General features: G+C 47.3%; 15 protein-coding genes. 7 read left to right on the top strand and 8 right to left on the bottom strand.

All coding sequences use genetic code 11. The annotated features are described in order from the left end of the window. Positions 1–39: 39 nt before the first annotated feature. From ACE1CM_RS08230 to folP, 3 genes are all read left to right on the top strand, one after another. Positions 40–951 carry a CHAT domain-containing protein gene (locus ACE1CM_RS08230; RefSeq protein WP_374876935.1) on the top strand — a complete coding sequence of 304 codons (912 nt, stop codon included), beginning with the start codon at positions 40–42 and terminating at the stop codon, positions 949–951. 71 nt (positions 952–1022) lie between these two features. Further along, positions 1023–1748 carry a triose-phosphate isomerase gene (tpiA, locus tag ACE1CM_RS08235; protein ID WP_374876918.1) on the top strand — a complete coding sequence of 242 codons (726 nt, stop codon included), beginning with the start codon at positions 1023–1025 and terminating at the stop codon, positions 1746–1748. A 23-nt stretch (positions 1749–1771) separates the two neighbouring features. Beyond that, the gene (folP, locus tag ACE1CM_RS08240; RefSeq protein WP_374876919.1) at positions 1772–2641 is read left to right on the top strand and encodes a dihydropteroate synthase; all 870 of its coding nucleotides are present in this window, start codon (positions 1772–1774) and stop codon (positions 2639–2641) included. Between the two features lie 47 nt (positions 2642–2688). Here folP and ACE1CM_RS08245 read toward each other — a convergent pair whose 3' ends face one another. The 5 genes from ACE1CM_RS08245 to ACE1CM_RS08265 form a co-directional block, all read right to left on the bottom strand. Continuing rightward, on the bottom strand, positions 2689–3507 hold the full coding sequence (locus ACE1CM_RS08245) for an SPFH domain-containing protein (RefSeq protein WP_374876920.1): 819 nt from the start codon (positions 3505–3507) through the stop codon (positions 2689–2691). Positions 3508–4051: 544 nt separating this feature from the next. Next, positions 4052–5689: an alpha/beta hydrolase gene (locus ACE1CM_RS08250; protein ID WP_374876921.1), complete on the bottom strand. Its 1638-nt coding sequence runs from the start codon at positions 5687–5689 to the stop codon at positions 4052–4054. A gap of 307 nt (positions 5690–5996) precedes the next feature. Next, complete coding sequence (locus tag ACE1CM_RS08255) at positions 5997–9827, bottom strand: PAS domain S-box protein (RefSeq protein WP_374876922.1); 3831 nt, start codon at positions 9825–9827, stop codon at positions 5997–5999. Positions 9828–10037: 210 nt separating this feature from the next. After that, the gene (locus ACE1CM_RS08260; RefSeq protein WP_374876923.1) at positions 10038–10469 is read right to left on the bottom strand and encodes a secondary thiamine-phosphate synthase enzyme YjbQ; all 432 of its coding nucleotides are present in this window, start codon (positions 10467–10469) and stop codon (positions 10038–10040) included. A 42-nt stretch (positions 10470–10511) separates the two neighbouring features. Further along, positions 10512–11591 carry a glycosyl transferase gene (locus tag ACE1CM_RS08265; RefSeq protein ID WP_374876924.1) on the bottom strand — a complete coding sequence of 360 codons (1080 nt, stop codon included), beginning with the start codon at positions 11589–11591 and terminating at the stop codon, positions 10512–10514. A gap of 99 nt (positions 11592–11690) precedes the next feature. On the opposite strand from ACE1CM_RS08265, the gene ACE1CM_RS08270 reads away from it, so the two are divergent. Then, a complete protein-coding gene (locus tag ACE1CM_RS08270; protein WP_374876925.1) occupies positions 11691–11993 on the top strand; it encodes a hypothetical protein in 303 nt (100 codons plus the stop codon). A 210-nt stretch (positions 11994–12203) separates the two neighbouring features. After that, positions 12204–12446 (top strand): hypothetical protein, encoded by a 243-nt coding sequence (locus ACE1CM_RS08275; protein ID WP_374876926.1) that lies wholly within the window; start codon positions 12204–12206, stop codon positions 12444–12446. A 449-nt stretch (positions 12447–12895) separates the two neighbouring features. Here ACE1CM_RS08275 and ACE1CM_RS08280 read toward each other — a convergent pair whose 3' ends face one another. After that, positions 12896–14068, bottom strand: coding sequence for an aminotransferase class V-fold PLP-dependent enzyme (locus ACE1CM_RS08280; RefSeq protein ID WP_374876927.1), 1173 nt, complete (start codon positions 14066–14068; stop codon positions 12896–12898). A 130-nt stretch (positions 14069–14198) separates the two neighbouring features. Between ACE1CM_RS08280 and ACE1CM_RS08285 the strand changes: the two genes are divergently transcribed. Then, the gene (locus ACE1CM_RS08285) at positions 14199–15869 is read left to right on the top strand and encodes a TM0106 family RecB-like putative nuclease (RefSeq protein ID WP_374876928.1); all 1671 of its coding nucleotides are present in this window, start codon (positions 14199–14201) and stop codon (positions 15867–15869) included. Positions 15870–16128: 259 nt separating this feature from the next. Here ACE1CM_RS08285 and ACE1CM_RS08290 read toward each other — a convergent pair whose 3' ends face one another. Together ACE1CM_RS08290 and ACE1CM_RS08295 are read right to left on the bottom strand one after the other, a co-directional pair. Further along, a complete protein-coding gene (locus ACE1CM_RS08290) occupies positions 16129–17199 on the bottom strand; it encodes a DUF3471 domain-containing protein (RefSeq protein WP_374876929.1) in 1071 nt (356 codons plus the stop codon). Beyond that, positions 17200–17379, bottom strand: a complete 180-nt coding sequence (locus ACE1CM_RS08295) for a ribbon-helix-helix protein, CopG family (RefSeq protein ID WP_374876930.1) — start codon at positions 17377–17379, stop codon at positions 17200–17202. It lies immediately after the preceding gene. A 6-nt stretch (positions 17380–17385) separates the two neighbouring features. Between ACE1CM_RS08295 and ACE1CM_RS08300 the strand changes: the two genes are divergently transcribed. Next, positions 17386–17523: a helix-turn-helix domain-containing protein gene (locus tag ACE1CM_RS08300; RefSeq protein WP_374876936.1), complete on the top strand. Its 138-nt coding sequence runs from the start codon at positions 17386–17388 to the stop codon at positions 17521–17523. Positions 17524–17831 lie beyond the last annotated feature (308 nt).

Raw genomic sequence — 17831 nt, forward strand, 5'->3', positions numbered from 1 at the left:
GTTGAATTCCGTCGTGAAATCTCAAATCCGAGTGGAGATATTGCCGATGCTGAAGTTTCGGCTCAAAAGCTTTACGAATTGTTGATTAAACCAATCGAAAATGACTTAGCACAAGCCGATGCCAAAACTATTATTTACGCTCCTGATGGACAGTTGCGCTATATTCCGCTTGCCGCTTTACACGATGGCAAACAATGGTTAGTGCAGCGCTTCCGGATTAACAATATTACTGCTGCTAGTCTGACGGATTTCAACACGAAACCTCAAAATAATCTGCAAGTTTTAGCGGCTGCTTTTACTCAAGGCAGTTATAATTTCAGAGTTGGTACGAGAGATTTCACGATGTCGGGACTGCCATTTGCGGGTCGAGAAGTGGAAAATTTAGCGGCGACAATTCCCGGTACAAGGAAACTATTGGACGACCAATTTAACCCCAGTACTGTGTTGTTGATGAATGATTATTCGATTGTTCACCTCGCCACCCACGCTGCTTTTTTGGTCGGTCAGCCGGAAGATTCTTTTATTATGTTTGGCAATGGTGACAGGGCAACTCTGCGCGATGTGGAAACCTGGTCGTTACCCAAGGTAGATTTAATCGTTCTGAGCGCCTGCCAGACGGCTGTAGGCGGCACGTTAGGCAACGGGGACGAAATTTTGGGGTTTGGGTACCAAATGCAGCGTACAGGGGCTAGGGCGGCGATCGCATCGTTATGGTTTGTAGACGATGGCGGCACGCAAGTCTTGATGGATGCCTTCTATGCAGCTCTAGCGTTCCCAGGCAAAGCCGTGGGAACGAGAAATATCACCAAAGCCGAAGCCCTACGCCAAGCCCAAATTGCTCTGATTACGGGGCAGCAGTACATTAACAGCAGTCTACCGCCACAAGTGAGTAACCGCCTGGGTCACCCCTTCTACTGGGCACCATTTATTCTAATTGGCAATGGTCTTTAGCCCTAATTGACCCCTTAAAGTCATAAACTAAAGTTTGCAATTGTAATAGTTTGAACTTGAAAGAGTGACCCGTGCGGAAAATCGTTATTGCTGGCAACTGGAAAATGTATAAAACCCAGGCAGAAGGCACTGAGTTTTTGCAAAAATTTATCCCTACCCTGGAAGAAACCCCCCAAGACCGAGAAGTTATTATCTGCCCTCCCTTTACAACCCTAGGCGTTCTCTCTAAAAATTTACATGGGAGTCGGGTACAATTGGGCGCTCAAAACCTCCACTGGGCAGATGCAGGAGCGTTCACCGGCGAAATCGCCCCGGCGATGCTGGCGGAAATTGGGGTGCGTTACGCGATCGTCGGTCACAGCGAACGGCGGCAATATTTTGGCGAAACTGACGAAACGGTGAATAAACGCCTCAAAGCTGCCCAAAAATACGGCATCACTCCCATTCTCTGCGTCGGTGAAAGTAAGCAGCAACGGGATGCTGGCGAAACTGAATCGCTGATTATTTCCCAACTCGAAAAAGGTTTAGTCGATATTGACCAAAACAACCTCGTCATCGCCTACGAACCGATTTGGGCGATTGGTACCGGCGATACCTGCGAGTCAAAAGAAGCGAATCGCGTGATTGGTTTAATTCGCAGTCAGCTAAAGAATCGGGATGTGCCAATTCAGTACGGCGGTTCGGTAAAGCCAGATAATATTGATGACATCATGGCGCAACCGGAAATTGATGGGGCACTTGTAGGAGGCGCGAGTCTAGAACCTGCTAGTTTTGCTCGCATTGTTAACTACAAGTAGCGGTCATTGGTCAACACTAACAAATGAGTATTGACAGAGGACAAAAGATAGACTTGCTACCAATTACAGTACGCGATCGCTCGTTCAACTGGGGAAAACGCACCTATTTGATCGGCATTTTGAACGTTACCCCCGATAGCTTTAGCGATGGGGGACTGTTCAATCATCCAGAGGCTGCTTTAGCACAAGCTCGCTATTTAGTCAAGGCAGGGGCTGATATTCTGGATGTGGGGGGTGAATCGACTCGTCCCGGTGCGGCGGAAATTTCCCCAGAAGAAGAACTGAATCGGGTAGTCCCAGCAATCGAAGCAATTCGTCGGGAATTGTCCGTACCCATTTCTGTGGATACCACAAAAGCTGCGATCGCTTGTGCCTCTGTCCTCGCCGGTGCGGATATCATCAACGATATTTCGGGAGCAACTTTTGATTCCCAAATGTTACCAACTGTAGCAGAATTGGGGGTTCCGATTGTGTTAATGCACATGCGGGGAACTCCCCAAACTATGCAAAAAATGACGGATTATGAGGATTTAATTGGGGAGATTTATCAGTTTCTGCAAGCGAGGGTAGAAGCTGCGATCGCATCCGGTATCGACAAATCCCGCATTATCATTGACCCAGGTATCGGTTTTGCTAAAACCTCCGACCAAAACTTAGAAATTCTGCGCCGCTTGTCGGAATTTTCCAGTTTAGATTGCCCGATTTTAGTCGGGGTATCGCGGAAGAGTTTTATCGGTCGGATTTTAAATCAAACCGATCCCCAAGGGCGAATTTGGGGGACGGCGGGTGCTTGTGCGGGTGCGATCGCATCTGGCGCAGACATTTTACGAGTCCACGACGTGCAAGAAATGCGCGATGTTTGTCTTGTCGCCGATGCTATTTTCCGACGTTAAGCGAAGATTTTAGATTTCATGCAATTTGAAATCTAAAATCTTTCAGCTTAACTAGCTTTTGTTCCTTCGCTGCCCAGATCTCTGATTTGATCGCTAAGTTCATCTGCAACCATCAATTCGGATACAGCTTCTGACATGTCTTTCGGGTTCATAAAGACTATCTTAGAATTCGGACTTTCACCGAGTTTATAGTTAGCATCCACAAATTTTTGCGCCAAGAAAAATTTCAAAGCGTCCTGACCTTTGGGGTTATCTTTCAAAACATCAGAAATTTGCCTCATGTAATCTGCGACGCCTTGAGCTTGCAATTTGGCTGCGTTTCTTTCAATTTGAGCTGCCTTTTCTTTTTCGATGGAAGCGACAATGTTTGGCGCTAATTTAATCTCCTGAATTTCCACCCGCGTAATTTCGACGCCCCAAGCTTTGGTTACTTCTTTGATTTCTTCCGTCAGTCCTTGGCTGATTTCTCTGCGGTTTGAGAAAGTTTTTTGTAGTTCCATCTGACCAATTTGAGATCGCATGGCGGTGAGAACTAAATTTTTCAGCGCGTTTTCCAGATCTTCAACTTCGTAGTAAGCTTTGTACAAATCCGTAACCTTCCAGTATATGATCGCATCCACCTTGACTTGGACGCTATCGCTGGTGAAGGCTTCTTGAGGTTCGATATCGATCAGTTGTTCCCGCGTCGTTTCTTCCCAAACAATCGTGTCTAGGAAAGGCACGATGAAGTTCAGACCGGGTTTAAGGGTACGTTTGTATTTACCCGTTTGCTCTACAATCGCTTCATAACCTTGGTTGATCACCTTTGCCGATCCTACGGTTGAACCCAGGATTAGCAAGACAAAGGCGGCAATAATCCCATCCATAACAAGTTTTCTCCAACTCGATTTTTGATTGAAATCCCAGGATTTCAAGTTACAGAATTCATAACCCAAAACGCGAGCGACCGCAAGACTGTCAGATGCGGTGCAACCGCAGCTTCACCTCGATCCTAATCTGCAATCGCCCAACTTGATGCCAGGAGTTAACTCTAAAATCAATCCTTATAAAGCATGACTAGGCTAGAAACCCGGTTTCGACCTTGATCTCTCCCAACCAAACCAACGATTTTTGCTATCACCAAAGTTTCTTTGCGTAAGTCCTGTCCTGATAAAGCATGACGAGACACGCTTGCACCCCCTCTAAAAGGCGGGATTGGGGGGATCGGGACTAAAACAGGTTTCGTCAGTACAAGACGTTAAAACCTACCCACCGACTGGGAGAAAGTTGACGACCCAGGATACCGCTGCAAGGCTAGGATTTTGACCGCCATTAGGCAGAACGATGGCGCTAAGCGTTCCTGAGTTTTCAGGATATTAAGACCGCAATGTCTGAAGAATCCCCGTACCAACAGGCGCGGGGAGTGTCAATCTACCGACGCGCAGTTATTTGCAACCATCGGTACACGGTTGCCGGTAGTTGGGTGTTGAAGCGCAAAGGCAATTCCTGACTAGAAAGCGATTGGGCGTAGGCGGGCGTTAAAAAAGGTTCGTAGGTTTTAGCCTCTGGTGTCAGTTGTTTGATAAACGCTAAACTAACTCCTTGTAGCAATTGATGCAATTGCTCTACATCATCGCCGATGCGCTCTTGCACCAAGGTTCTTTGAATGCCCAAATTACTAGGGTCTCCGACGCTGAGGTGAGTACCGCCAATGACGGTTAGAAGGTATTTTTCGCTACCGAGTTGGGTGAATGGTTGCAATTGGTGGTTCACCGCTGGGGTAAACGCATCCTCAGTTCCGGATAAAATCAAGGTCGGGATCGCGACTTGTTTTAAACCTGTTTTGCCAAACAATTGACCGACGACGGGGTTGAGAGCGATCGCATTTTTTACCCTGGCATCCCCCAATTGTAACCGGCGAGAGGGCAATTCGGAGGCGGCGCACTGCAACCATTCGGCGGGAGACTTAGAAAGCAAATCCGTTGATTTACACGACCGCCGCAACTCGTCTAATTGCAGTTCCCCACCCGCTAACGCCAAAGCAGTATAGCCGCCCAAGGAATGACCGATAACGCTAACCACTTTGGTGTTAAACTTCCCTTGCCAAGTTCCGGGTTGCTCGTTTAACAGCGTTAGTTCATCGAGTAAAAAGCTGATATCTTTGGGACGGTCGATAAACTCCGACGGCGACATTAAATCCCCTGGATTGCCACTCACGGACGCTCTAGATAGCCAATTTACATTACTACCTGGATGTTCTAAAGCAGCTACCGTGAGTCCGTGGGAGGCTAGATGGCGAGCTAAATACCTTAAAAATCCTCGGTCGGCACCAAAACCGTGAGAGATAATTACCAGAGGACCCGGATCTGGTGGAGTAAGGTCGTAGCCATCCAAGTTGGAATTGGGGTCATTCCAGTATATGTCTACGGGAATCAAACGATCGCGCTGTCGGTCCCAAAAAGTCAAGGTTTGCTCTTCCACGCGCCCAAAACCCCTTTTTGCGGGGTTAAATGGCGGATCGAACCCAGTGGTGTCGCTGGCGAGTTCCCGTTCCAGCATCGGACCGAGGACTTGGCTTTCCCAGAATGATGGGTTGAATTGTAACGCTAGTGCGATCGCTCTCGTCACGTCTATGGTGACGCTTTCCCCCGGAAATGCCCGCAACAAGGAAATTGCACTCAACCCGTTGGCTTGACGCGCCGCGATCGATATGGCAGCCTGTACTTGCTCAATGCTGCTATTGGGCAGAGCATCTCCTAAACTTTTGATAACTTGTTCTGCCGCCGGACTTCGCACCCAGTCTTTAATTACTCTATCTGTAATGTTCGGGTCTACTTGCAGCCGCTGTAACAGGAGATGCCGCACATCCTGATTCAACACCACCGAGAAGGATCTCAGGTTCCCAGGCAATTCGCCAGTTTTGGCAAACCGTTCCAAATCCTCGATCTCGATCGACTGCTCAAACGGTCCCAATCGCAGGAGTAACCGTTCCGCTGCCGATACCGGCATTGCCCAGCAAGAACCTAGCATTAAAGCCAAGGTACAGAGAAATTTTTGCGCTAATTTCACGTTCTTTACTATTAGCAGATATTTAAAAAAATAGTATTACAAATAGCGAGCGCAATGGGCAAGTGGGGAGTGAAGAAATAATTCCATGACTTTCGCTTGCATCCCGATTTACCGGCGATTGCACGTTACGCTCTAACATCTAGATAACTGAGGCAAACAAACCCGGTTTCTCTCAAAAATCCTTAGTTTGGCAATCAGAGAGCGACTTTGAAACCGGGTTTCTGCCAACGCGCTGGCGGCAGTTCCAATCTAGAACATGGGGAAGAGGGGAAGTAATTTGTTCTACTTCGTTATTTAGGGGGATAGTTCAACTCATTTCCTGGCGAATCGGTATTTCTATCCAAAATTCCGTTCCTTTACCGGGTTCGGAAATACAATCCAAAACGCCACCGTGTTTTTCCACCACTATTTGGTAGCTAATCGATAATCCCAAACCCGTACCTTTACCGACTGGTTTTGTGGTAAAGAAAGGGTCAAACAATTTGGCTTTTACTGCTTGAGTCATTCCCGGTCCGTTGTCGGCAATTCGCACTACTAATCTTTCCCCGTTTTTGACTTCGGTGTTAATCTTAATTCTAGGAACTTTGTTGTTTTTCTCTCCTTGCTTTTCCAGCTTACACCTGTGTTCTTCTAACGCATCAATCGCATTATTAATAATGTTCATGAACACTTGATTTAGTTGACCTGGGTAGCATTCTACAGGTGGCAATTCGCTGTATTTTTTAACTATTTCAATCCCCACATAGTCTGATTTTACTTTAATCCTGTTTTGCAATATTAGCAGAGTATTTTCAATTCCTTCATGGATATCTACTGCTTTCATTTCCGCTTCATCGAGGCGGGAAAAGTTCCGCAACGATAGGACTATTTGACGAATGCGTTCGGCTCCCATTTTCATCGAACCGAGTAGTTTGGGCAAGTCTTCTGCTAAAAAATCTATTTCGCAGTTTTCGGCTTCATCTTCAATTTCTGCGGGTGGATTGGGATAATGTTCTTGATAAAGCCCCAGCAGCTTCAGCAAATCTTGGCTGTATTGTTCGGCGTGAACCAGATTGCCGTAAATAAAATTAACCGGGTTGTTAATTTCGTGGGCGACACCCGCAACTAACTGTCCCAAAGATGACATTTTTTCTGTTTGAATTAATTGGGTTTGTGTTTGTTGCAGCTGTTGTAAAGCTTGTTCGAGTTCCACGGCTTTTTCTTGCGCTTCTTGGGCAGAGTTTTGCGCTTGGGTGTATAGTTCGGCTTGGTATAGCGCGATCGCTAGTTGATCCGCCACCGCCCGCAGCAGTTCCACTTCTTCGTCGCACCAAGTTCGCCCATTGTTGCACTGGGCGCAAACCAGCAACCCAATTGCCCCAGAAGGCGTTTGTATCGGTAAAGATACTATTGCCCTATATCCATATTTATGATATAATCTCCTACCCTCTAGATTTCGGGAGTTTTTCAAATCGGAGGCGCGGACAATTGCCTGGTTTATTAGCTGTTCGACCAGGATATTGGCTTCGACGGGATAGACGCCGACTTGAGAAGCTAGGGTGGGAATCTTGGCTTCGGTGACGACTTGCCAAACGGGGGGTGCAGATGCGGGGCGATACCAGACAAAGTTGCACCGATCGAGTTGCAACTTTGTCTGGATTTCTTCTACGGCGGTTTCCAGGATGGTATTCACGTCCAGGGAATTGCGGATATGGCTGGCGAGTTGGTTGAGAAGTGCTTCCCTTTGCGCCAGGAGTCGATACTTTTGTTCCGATGCTTGCAATTCTTGCGCTTGTCGTCTGCGAAAGGTGGCGTCTTGGCCCAAACCAATTAAGCCGATGATGTTGCCGTCTTTATCTTTAATTTTGGCTTTGGTAATTTCCAGATAATGCTGTTGACCATCTACAAACGGCAGACTTTCTTCCGAATGATGGGGTAATTCCTGCCGCCAGCAAGCAGCATCGGACGCCATGCAGTTGGCTGATGGTTCTAATCCTAATATTTCCGAATAGTGGGAAACTTCGAGAAAGCGCGATTCGGGTATGCCGACGTTTTCGCAGAAGGTTTTATTCACAAACTGCATTTTCCCGTTGCGATCGGTCATCCAAATCCACATCGGCGCATGATTTAAAATCGTCCTCAAAGTTTGCTGTTGTTTGGCGAGGGCGGCTTCGGTTTGTTTGCGCGAGGTAATATCGGTAATCATGCCCAAGGTTCCGGCATAGTTACCCGTTGTATCGTGGATGGGATTGGTAGAAACAATTGCCCACAAATCGGCACCATCTTTACGGGTAAATTTAAAATCGTGCTGTTCGGCGATTCCTGGGCGACGATGTTCTAATTTGGTTTTAGCGATCGCAATTCCCTTTTCGTCCATAAATGCTACCAAAGGTTCGCCTAGCATTTCTTCGACTTGATATCCCAACATCGCCGCCATTTGGGGATTGACAAAGGTTGTCACCCCATTTTCATCCAGCATCCAAATGCCTTCGTTGGCTGTTTCTACGATGCGACGATATTGTGCTTCGCTGGCTTTTAATGCAGCTTCTGCTATTTTACGGTCGGTGATATCGTGCATCGCTACAACCGCACCGAGTTTGTTCCCAGAGGCGTCGATAATCGGTTGACCCGAAGCAAGTAAAGTCCGCGGTTTTCTATCTTTGGGCACGAGTACCATTTCGACGTTGCGAATCGTTTCTCCCCGAAATGCTCTAAATAAAGGAATCTCTGCGGTTGGCATTGGGGTTTTCCCGTCGGGCATGTAGATGTTATAGTATTTTGCCCACATTTCGGGGGGAATCGGTTGTTCGGGCAATCCGCAATAGTCGCGGGTGGCGCGGTTAAATAAGGTTAAAGTGCCGTTGGCGTCGCAAGCGACGATACCGTCTTGCAGGTTATCAAGCAAGGCGTTGAGAAATTCCCGTTCTCGATCTAGCGCTTCTCGCGCTTGTTTGCGTTCGGTGATGTCTCGCGAAATTCCCATGACGCCGATAATATTGCCGTTGCGATCGCGGTAAGTATTTTTAGTAGATAAATAAGTCCGAGTCACGTTATCGCTGGTGACCTCTTCTTCCAAAATCTGGGTTTCCCCCGTTTCCATAATGCGACGATCCGTTGCTTGAATCTGACGCCATATTTCCTCTGGCATTAATTCCCGATCGTCTTTGCCGATAATTTCTGCTACGGATTTTCCCATGGCGATCGCACCCGCCGAGTTAATCATCTGGTAGCGTCCTTGAAGGTCTTTCACGAAGATGATATCGGGAGTGCCTTCGATCGCCAAACGCAATAAACCGTTGCTAATTTCTAACTCTTCTTTCGCTTGTTCCCGCGCCGCTTCTGCCATCTTGCGTTCGAGGATTTCGCTTTCTAGCTGTTGCACGGTTTGCCTTAATTGGGCAGTACGCGCTTCTACTCGCAACTCTAACAGTTCTTTCGCTTGAATTAACGCTGCTTCCATCTGCTTGCGTTCGGTGATATCTTTCATGAAGCAATGATGTCCGATGAACCTATATTGGGCATCGTAGGCGCAGACCATCACGACTTGCTTGTAAAAGATCGACCCATCTTTGCGAATTCCCCTTGCTTCCGCTTCGACTTTACCGTCTTTGAGCATTTGTTCGTAAGCGGCTATTAATTTTTCTATGTCTTCCGGATGGACGGTCAAAGGCCATTCCATGCCGATCATTTCTTCTGGTTCGTATCCTGCTGCCTTCGCATAAGCTTTATTGGCGCTGATATATCGCCCTTGGGTATCTAACCGCGAAATTCCCTCTACCGCATTCGCCAGCGCTGCACTCAAATCCCGCAGTTCTTGTTCAGCTTGCTTTTGTTCGGTAATATCCCGCGCCACTGCATAAATTAAACCTTCTTCCACGAAGGGTGCTGCGTTCCACACCAACGATTTATACGACCCGTCTTTGCACAAGTAGCGATTCTCAAATTGGATCGTTTCTATCCCACTGTCGAGTTTTTTGACTTCCGCAATCGTTGCTTCCCGGTCTTCCGGGTGAACGAATTCCAGGAAGGGTTTGGCTAAGAGTTCGCTTTGTCTAAAACCCAGGGTTTTTTCCCAACTCGGGTTGACGTGCTTGAAATAGCCGTCTAGTCCGGCTATACACAGCAAATCCAATGACAAATTAAAAAAACGGTCTGCCATTGGTTTTGACCTGTGGGATTTTTTCCGGTTGCCCGTTGGGCTTGAAGTGTAGCTTAACAATTTCGCCATCCCTCCCAGGCTATATTTTTTAATTATTTTCTATTTTTTTAATTATCCTCAAAATTTTCACCGTTTGGGGGTATGGCGCTGCTATCTTTTTTACAAAAGTTATAACTTGGAGCGAGCTACCCAACTCAAACTGAAAAGAAACTAGAAATTCTCGCTATTGCCGGAAATATGGACGACGAGTTCTCGAATATACCCATGTTGCCGATGCTCCCAAATATAAATGCCTTGCCAGGTTCCCAGTAACAATCGACCGCGATCGATCGGTATCTGTTCCGATGTTTTTGTCAGGGCGGTGCGGATGTGGGCGGGCATATCATCTGGTCCTTCGGCGTTGTGGATATAAAGCCGATCGTCTTCTGGCACTAGCTGGGAGAAGAAGTTTTCCAAGTCTTTCAGGACGTCCGGGTCAGCATTTTCTTGAATCAGCAAGCTAGCGGACGTATGGCGCAAAAATAAGCTACAAAGTCCGGTTTCTATCCCGGATTCGGCGACAACTGACTGAACCTTGCCGGTAATCTTAGACAAAGATTTGCCAGCTGTTTGAATTTTGAGCAATTGTTGGTGATGGGTCATTGGCGATCTAACAGGGGTAAATGGGTTGGTGCGTGTGAATGACTAATGCTGGAAGTAATTTACAATCGCTTGGGCGATCGCGAAGCTGCCTCGTTTATCTAACCGTTCAGTTCTACGGGGCGGTTGTAGGGGTTGGTGGAGAAATTCCCAACTCGTGGCGAAGAACTCCGATGGGTGAATAATTTGATGATACCCATAATTTTGCATCCCTTCGATAAGTAAGGGAGATTCGGCAAAGCCAGAGCGAGTCAGGGATACGATCGGCACTTCTAAGCGCAACGCTTCCGAAAAAGTACTGTAACCCGGTTTAGAAATGACTCGCCCGCACAGCGGCATAAAATCCACCGGACGCAGCGAGCGCTCCCCGATTTTAATTAAATTGGCTAAATCGGGAGCATTGTCATCAAAGCTGATAAATTGCCAATCGGGAAATTGACTTAAATTCTCGTAGGGAATCGCCTGCAACCCCAATCCGCCAAAGCTGAGCAAGATCGTTCTTTCCGGTGGCGCAGTTATATTAAACCGCGAACGCAACACCTCTCGACTGTAATGAGGTGTCCCACCAGTTAAACCCACATCTTCAATTACCCGAAACGCTGACATCGGTTCATTTAACGGCAGACGAAACAAGCGATCGCATAAACCAAAACAATCCTTAATCCACTCAGCTATTTCGATAAACTCTCCCCCCCAAGCCCCATAAATAAAATCCCAGCCAAAATTACTCAACATCCAACAAGGTATCCCCGCAGCTTTAGCGATAACAGGCGCTAACGGCGGAATATCTGCCAGCATTAATCCCACCCGATTTTGCCGGATAAAGCCAACCTCTCCCGCAATAATCGATTGCTGACTAGAACGAATGTGCCGCAATTTTTCCAAAGTGGCATTTTTATCCATCGTTAAACTATCCGACTGAATCACCCCCACATCAAATGCGCGGGGTCGATGGATAAAATCTCCCGGAATATACGACTCCAACAACCAACGCGGCGCTGTCGTGACTAAAATTAGCAGAATTTCTGGGTTTAACCGTTGAACTTCTGCCGCGACCGAGGCGGCGCGCACCGCATGACCAAATCCGTGATTGGTAATCGCAATATATAAAACAGGTCTAGACATCCGTTCTTTTTGGTAAAAATTCCTTCAGCAGGCGCTATCAGCACCGATTGTATAGTAAACCAGGATAATCTTTTGTGCCAAACTGATTTTGAATTAAATATGACCATTCAATGCTTGCGTCTTTCTGGGGTAGCGCTATTGACTTTACTCGCGACGCTGCCAACACCCGCCGATGGGATCTCATTCGTGAGCGATCGCGCTGCTCTAGGCAGTAACGACCAACTCGATTGGTCGAGTTTGGGGAAAGTCTTCCATCCCCTTGCACCCAATCCCACTGCTTTTTTTAAGCAACGCTTTCTGGGCCACCTCTACAAGCAGCTTAGGACTAAAGGTTACCATTCCTCCCGCAGGCGATTCCAGCATTACCCCGCCATTTGTGTTTCAAACCTTACCCCCACCTAGCGGCATTCCGACTAACTTTGCTCCCGGGGATTTTCTTCTATTTACCGGCTTGAAATTTACCATCCCGCCTACTTTTCCTTCCATCGCCCCGTTCCAGGTGCTGGCGCTCAAATTGCCGTAGACGATACGCCACAATTTGACGCGATTCTCTCTGTCTTTGACGACACAAATCAACTGCTCGATACCTTTATCCTCCCAGGAACTTCTTCCGTGGCTCTGGATAATTCCGCTATTTTTCTCGGCGTTCGCAGCGACACTGCCAACATCTCCCCCATCGTTTTTACCAGTTCCGTAACAGCGAGCGCGATCGCTATCAATAAACTCTCCATCGTCGCTACTCCCGAACCTACTACAACCTGCGGTTTGTTCGCTTTTGCCACTTTGGGCGCAGGCGCAATTTTCCGCCGTAAATTAAAACCGCTAAAACCTTCAACCCGACCATCTACGATTTAATTTCTAGCCTTTTCCAGGGCGAAGCATTCCCCTATCTCTTTCAAACTTAATTATCACCCCAATCCTTCCCCCCCACTCTTCTTTTTTCTTACCTCTGCGTCCTCTGCGTCCTCTGCGGTTTTTTAATAACCTTAGCTTATTAAAATTATCTCTAATTTTTAAAGATTAAAAGCAAGTCAAGGAATCCTAACAAATTATTGATAATTATTCTTAATAATTTGACGATTTTAGGGGGGTTGACGAGTTTGAAGTTTTGTGTTGAAATATTATTATGCTTAACATTCGGATAATGGGAATCCGTGCGCCCATATATACCCATAAAAATAACCATAATATCAATATAACTCAAACATCGAAACTTGCGTACAAGAGTTGGCACCCCTATCGCTCAAAATGTCAGGAAAAATTGATATTTAACCAGTCTAAAAGCACCGGCGCGGCGACGGCAGCTAAAGGGCGGACTTGACAGAAGCGACAACATCGAGTAGGAGATCGATTTCGGATGGGAGAGTGAAGTAATGAACGCAGGCGCGGACGCAGTCGGGGAAGCGAATCGTGCGGATAAAGCAGTTTTGTTGTTCGAGAAGTTTGACGAATTGGTTGTGGGGGATACCTTTAACTTGGAAAGAAACAAGACCGGCGGCGGGAGGGGAAGTATTCAGACAGTTGATATAAGGTAACTCGGATAAGCGTTGCCAGAGATAGTGACTCAGATGCTGGATTTGTTCAAGGCGTTGTTGGGGAGAACCCCATCGCTCGTGGAGAGCGATCGCTTCCCCCAAACCTGCCATCAGTGGATAAGCAGAGGTAGCAACTTCATAACGTCGCGCATCGGATTGCCAGCGAATCGGATTGCCGCTGCTATCGGTAACAATGCCGCGCCAGCCGATAAAGGTAGGGTTTAAAGATTCTTCCCCATCGGGTGAGATGTAAAGACCGCCGAGTCCTTCCGGGCCGCACCACCATTTATGACCAGTAAAGGCATAAAAATCGATGGGGATTTCGCCCAGATTTAACGGCAGGACGCCGACGGATTGGGCAGCATCGACTAAAATCCTTGCCGAAGAAACATTTTTGCAGGCGGTGGCGATTTGGGCTAGGGGTAAGACTTGTCCTGTATTCCAGAGGATGTGACTGATTACTACTAGGCGGGTAGAAGGTCGCAAATGTTGGACGATGGCTGTAACTGGGTCGCCTTGATTAAGGGTTTCCACCAGGGAGCAAATCGAGACTTCAATGGCAAAACGGCGCTGGAGTTCTTTGACTGCGGCGACAATGCCGGGATGTTCGCAGTCGGATATTAATATATGGTCGCCCGCAGACCAATCTATGCCCCAGAGGGCAATATTGCACCCGACGGTGACATCTTCGGTGAGGGCGATTGAATGAAAGGAGACGCCGAGTTGGGAAGCGATCGCTTCTCGGGTTCGTAAGGCTGCGATGTCGATCCAATCGTTAACCGCACTGGAAAATGGACCTGCTTGCTGGATGGATTGGTAAGCTTGGGAAATTGCTGCTAGTGCCAAACTGGGAAGGGGGCCAGTACCGCCATAATTGAAATAGGCTTTATTCGCCAAAGCTGGAAATAAGGCACGGTGTTGTTCGGTTTTTGCGTCGGTCATGATTGTGGGTGGCAAGGGTGGCAAGATTGAGTATTTTACCTGATTAAACCGCAGAGGACGCAGAGGACGCCAAGGAAGAGGAAGAAGAGGAGAGTTCGCAGTCTGTGGAATTTATTGGTAAGTTAAGGTTATGTTGTTGACTGCGGAACTGCTACTAAGTTACCAGCGCTGTGAGAGGCGAGCTTTTCTGGATGTTTATGGAGATCCTGAACAGCTCGATCCGATCGGCGATTTTCATTTGAAACTACAACAGGATCGGTTCGCCCAGGAACGAACTGTTTTGGCAGGGAAAATTTATCGCCAACCAGAGTATCGTAAGGGAGATTGGCACGCGGGTGCTAGAGCGACCTTGGAATTGATGCACCAAGGGGTCGAGGTGATTTATCAAGGGGTGTTGCTGGCGCAATTGTCGTCAGATCGGGTTTGGGACGAGGAAGACTCTTGTTCTCTACCGAGTAATGATGACCAAGAAGACGCGGTGACGAGGAGAAGGGGTGACGGGTCGAGTGAAAATTTCCCTGTCTCAGAGTGTCAGAGCTTCAGACTGTCCTCTTCCCCGCGTCACGGTGTCCCCCCGTCACCGCGTCTTCTTCCACATACCGCGATGCAACAGGCGGGGAAAGTGGAAGCACCTCGCTTTGTCAATTTATTAAGCTGTCCGGATTTATTGGTTAAACAGCCGGGAGAATCTATTTTTGGGGATTGGTGTTACATTCCCTACCAAATTGAACTGGGCAAGCGTCCAAAGCAGGATTATCAAATTATTGCCGCGTTTCACGCTTTTGTCCTGGCGGCGGTACAAGCAAGTTTGCCGGAAACGGCGTGGTTGATTTTGCGCGATCGCCCGCCCTATCAGGTCAATTTACCAAAAGTTATGCCCAAGATGCAGGGTGTTTTGGATGAATGCATCGCTTTGCTGCAACAGCAGGAAGAACCAGAAGTGTTTATTTCCCGTCAGCGGTGCAATCTTTGTCGCTGGTACAGTCATTGTTACGCCAAAGCCCAATTCGAGCAACATTTGTCTTTGATACCGGGGGTGAGTCCGAGTCGATACAGTTACTTGCGAAGTCTCAACCTAACAACGGTAGAATCTCTCGCTGGCGCCAATGTCGATTGGTTAGAACCGACTATCGAAAGAGATATTGCGATTCAATTAGTCAGACAAGCTCAATCCGTCTGGCAAAATAAAGTAATTTTAAGCGATTCTCCACCTTTCGCGGCGGATGCGTTACCAACTGCGCCCATCGAACTTTATTTCGATATAGAAGCAGAACCGGATATTAATTTAGATTATTTGCTAGGGGTTTTAGTTGTAGATCGGGCAGCCAAAACGGAAAAATTTTATCCTTTTTTGGCAGAACGACCGGAAGATGAAGGTTTGATTTGGCAGCAATTTTTAGAGTTAGTTTCCTGCTATCCCGACGCGCCGATATTTCATTTTTGCGACTACGAAGTCGAGACAGTAAAACGGTTAGCCAAGTGCTATAAAACACCCTACGATCGAGTTAAATCCATCCTGGCGCGGTTTGTCGATATCCACTCACGAGTTAAACAAGCCGTAACGTTACCAGTGCAAAGTTATGCACTCAAACATATTGCCCGCTGGTTGGGTTTTGAATGGCAAAATCCTCAAGCAAATGGACAGTTATGTATCTATTGGTATGACCAGTGGTTAAAGGTAAGCAATCGCGACTACCTCGACGCAATTGTACGCTACAACGAAGACGACTGTCGCGCTACTTTGTTGGTCAAAGATTGGCTTGTAAATTTAATTGAAGATTCGCAGCAAAATACAGCTTAAATTGCTAAAATTATAATAATTGGTGACAAAAAGCGTGATTTAATTCATGGTTTTACCTCGTTTCATTGGTGGCGTCTGACCGCTATCTAAAATGCACGCGATATGCCTCCGCAACCCTGGCGCGAACGCACAGTATTGTTCGCACCAAGAGCATACACTACCGATGCCACTAGACATGATATCACTTGTAGTAATACACGCTATACTCCAGCCTCAACCAGGTGTATTGCAATCGGCTGTAACCCGCTGTAAATGCCGTTCAAGCTCGTTTTTTAGCTATCAATACTGCACCGGGTAGTATAAAGAACGCCTGGGTAAATTGCCCATTTTCATCCGACTTAAACTCAATACTTACACCAGAGCGCCCCTGGAGATTGAACTCAGTTCCCCGAGCGGGAACTAATACATTCTCCCTCTCTCCTTGAAATGTTGCTGTCAAAGTCTCATTCTTCAATGCAATAGTTAAAGTAGAACTGTCCGATGCAAATTCATAAATGCCAACAAATTGTTGTAAAAAGCTTTTCTCAGTCAGTTTTCGCTCTGGTTTTCGGATGAATACTATATCCTTGACCTCTAACTCCAGCTGAATCGCTAAAGAGGCAATATTTCCCTTGAGGTCTGTAGAAAATGAGAACTTGATTCGAGCGTCAAATTGCACAATGGTCGCTGCAAAAACATCATAGTAATAATGCACCAGTGGCAACGTTAGTTTGTCATTGATTACCATCTGGAGTTGCTCATCCACCATTCTGATGGAGACAATGCCATATCCAGGATGTTCGTAATCCCCCAAATAAGACTCAATAGGGTGAGTTGGAGGTGCGTCTTTCTGACGTTCCACCACTGCTTTTTCTTGGCTGCGCTTTTGCGCTTCTTCCCATTCTCGCTGTTGGGTTGTGAAAATCCCATTCCAATCCGTCGGTTCTAAACCGAGTAGGCGGTCATAAATCGCGTAACTAATCAGAAAGGGGACAGGGTTATGGGACCCATCCCCATTGGAAAGCACGACCACCCCTAGATGATGATGAGGCATGAACGAGACAAGCGATCCAAATCCATCAATCCCCCCGCCATGCTCGAGTAGCACTTTGCCTTTGTGCGAACACATACCCCAGCCCAATCCGTAGCTGATAAACTCCTGCCCCAATTGATTCTTGGTTGGCGACGCAAAAATATGGGGTGTGTGCATCTGTTCTAAAGTTTGTGCCGAGATGAAGGGTTGTTCCTCAAACTTGCCCCCATCTAAACCTCCGGGGTACTCCCGCCACAGGCAAGCTTGGCGGTGAGGGGGATAGGAGCGGCAACCGCAGCGGTAAGCGGAGGTTGCCAATTAATCATTGATTTCACGTTTGACCTTCCTCTTGAGATTGCGAATAAACTCTCGGATTACATCGGTCTGAGTCCTGCCTTCCTGCTCGCAGTACGCTTTCAGTATTTCCAACTCGGACTCTGGAAGTCTGATGTCCAATCGTGTAGCCATCATGCAGTGTACGGATAAATGCTGTACCATAGTATTATGCTACTCACCTATCAGTACAAACTCAAGCCCAATGCTGACCAGATGGCAACAATGACACTCTGGGGTGAGTTGCTGCGTCGGCACTGGAACTATGCGCTTCTGCGATTCGTTGGCTTGAAACACCATTCTCAATAAATGGTTGGAATAGCCGCTTGGTTCATAGAACCTCGACAACTTGATAACCATGTAGGTGAGGAAAAGTACCCTAGAAATTTCAAGTCCTACTCCACAGGTGCTGTGGTAACAGCAAGTCCCCCACAGTTAGGACTAGCAAACTTAACTGACCAATGTAGCGGGGAATCATGACGGTAACTAGAAGCCTAGTCTAGAATCCCGGCTAGCAAGAACCCATGAGTAACACTGTTGAAGGTGTGCCCGAACCATCGTCAAATTCAACCAGCGAAATAAGGCTGTTAGGCTGGAGCCATTTGGCAAAGGAAAGG

The sequence above is a fragment of the Microseira sp. BLCC-F43 genome (assembly GCF_041929235.1).
GTDB lineage: Bacteria > Cyanobacteriota > Cyanobacteriia > Cyanobacteriales > Aerosakkonemataceae > Microseira.

What these genes read in the sequence shown, in the direction of transcription:
- folP (WP_374876919.1), top strand. Translation starts at nt 1,772, where the DNA reads ATGAGTATTGACAGAGGACAAAAGATAGACTTGCTACCAATTACAGTA.
- ACE1CM_RS08245 (WP_374876920.1), bottom strand. Translation starts at nt 3,507, where the DNA reads ATGGATGGGATTATTGCCGCCTTTGTCTTGCTAATCCTGGGTTCAACC.
- ACE1CM_RS08255 (WP_374876922.1), bottom strand. Translation starts at nt 9,827, where the DNA reads ATGGCAGACCGTTTTTTTAATTTGTCATTGGATTTGCTGTGTATAGCC.
- ACE1CM_RS08260 (WP_374876923.1), bottom strand. Translation starts at nt 10,469, where the DNA reads ATGACCCATCACCAACAATTGCTCAAAATTCAAACAGCTGGCAAATCT.
- ACE1CM_RS08265 (WP_374876924.1), bottom strand. Translation starts at nt 11,591, where the DNA reads ATGTCTAGACCTGTTTTATATATTGCGATTACCAATCACGGATTTGGT.
- ACE1CM_RS08270 (WP_374876925.1), top strand. Translation starts at nt 11,691, where the DNA reads ATGACCATTCAATGCTTGCGTCTTTCTGGGGTAGCGCTATTGACTTTA.
- ACE1CM_RS08280 (WP_374876927.1), bottom strand. Translation starts at nt 14,068, where the DNA reads ATGACCGACGCAAAAACCGAACAACACCGTGCCTTATTTCCAGCTTTG.
- ACE1CM_RS08285 (WP_374876928.1), top strand. Translation starts at nt 14,199, where the DNA reads ATGTTGTTGACTGCGGAACTGCTACTAAGTTACCAGCGCTGTGAGAGG.
- ACE1CM_RS08295 (WP_374876930.1), bottom strand. Translation starts at nt 17,379, where the DNA reads ATGGTACAGCATTTATCCGTACACTGCATGATGGCTACACGATTGGAC.
- ACE1CM_RS08300 (WP_374876936.1), top strand. Translation starts at nt 17,386, where the DNA reads ATGCTACTCACCTATCAGTACAAACTCAAGCCCAATGCTGACCAGATG.